General features: G+C 72.4%; 1 protein-coding gene. It reads left to right on the top strand.

Annotated features, from left to right (window positions below):
* Positions 1 to 376: 376 nt before the first annotated feature.
* Positions 377 to 807, top strand: a 431-nt coding sequence (locus BAW75_RS10750; RefSeq protein WP_146074827.1) for a serine/threonine-protein kinase, incomplete at its 3' end; no start/stop codon positions are given.

The raw sequence follows: 807 nt of genomic DNA, 5'->3' as shown, positions 1-807 counted from the left end.
GGCGAGATCGTGGGCGCCAGCAACCCGATCTGGCTGCTCCGCACCCCTCCGCCCGCAGGCATCCCCCCACCCCGCCGCTTCTGACCGCCACCCTCCGCCTGTTCCGTCGATCATGAAGTTGACGGCGATGTCGGTCCCTTTTGTCCATGCCAACCTCATGATCAACGAGGTGAGGGTGGTTGCCGGGATCTGGTACTCGTGGCGGTGTGTCCGAAACCGACCACCTACCGCGCCGCGCCGTGCCGCGCGGGCGCCCGGCCGCCGACCGGCGGCCGGAAGCAGCCGTTGCGCCGATGGCCGGCCGCCCCGGCCCGGTGAGAATGACCAGCGAGGCGGCATCCGACACCCGCCCGTGGGACGCGGTGGAGTCTGTCGCATGAGCGGCTGGGAACTGTCCGGCTACACGCCGGTCCGCCGGCTCGGCGCCGGCGCGTCCGGCAGCGTCGTGCTCGCCACCCACGACCGGACCGGCACCCCGGTCGCCATCAAGTACCTGGTCCGCGACCTGGGCGAGGACTCGTCGTTCCGGACCGCATTCCGCGCCGAGGCCCGGCTGCTCGGCGAGGTCGACGACCCGCACGTCAGCCGCCTCTACGAGTACGTGGAGAGCCCGCACGGCGCGGCCATCGTGATGGAACTGGTCGACGGCGTGTCGCTGCGCCAGATGCTGCGCGCGCACGGCCCGACCACGCCCGAGGCCGCGCTCTGCGTCCTCAAGGGCTCACTCGCCGGCCTGGCCGCCGCCCACGCCAACGGTGTCGTGCACCGCGACTACAAACCGGAGAACGTGCTCGTCACCGGCGCCGG

It is taken from the genome of Micromonospora chalcea, assembly GCF_002926165.1.
GTDB lineage: Bacteria > Actinomycetota > Actinomycetes > Mycobacteriales > Micromonosporaceae > Micromonospora > Micromonospora chalcea.
The sequence above is the reverse complement of the archived record's forward strand: the minus strand, read 5'-3'. Positions and strand labels throughout refer to the sequence as shown.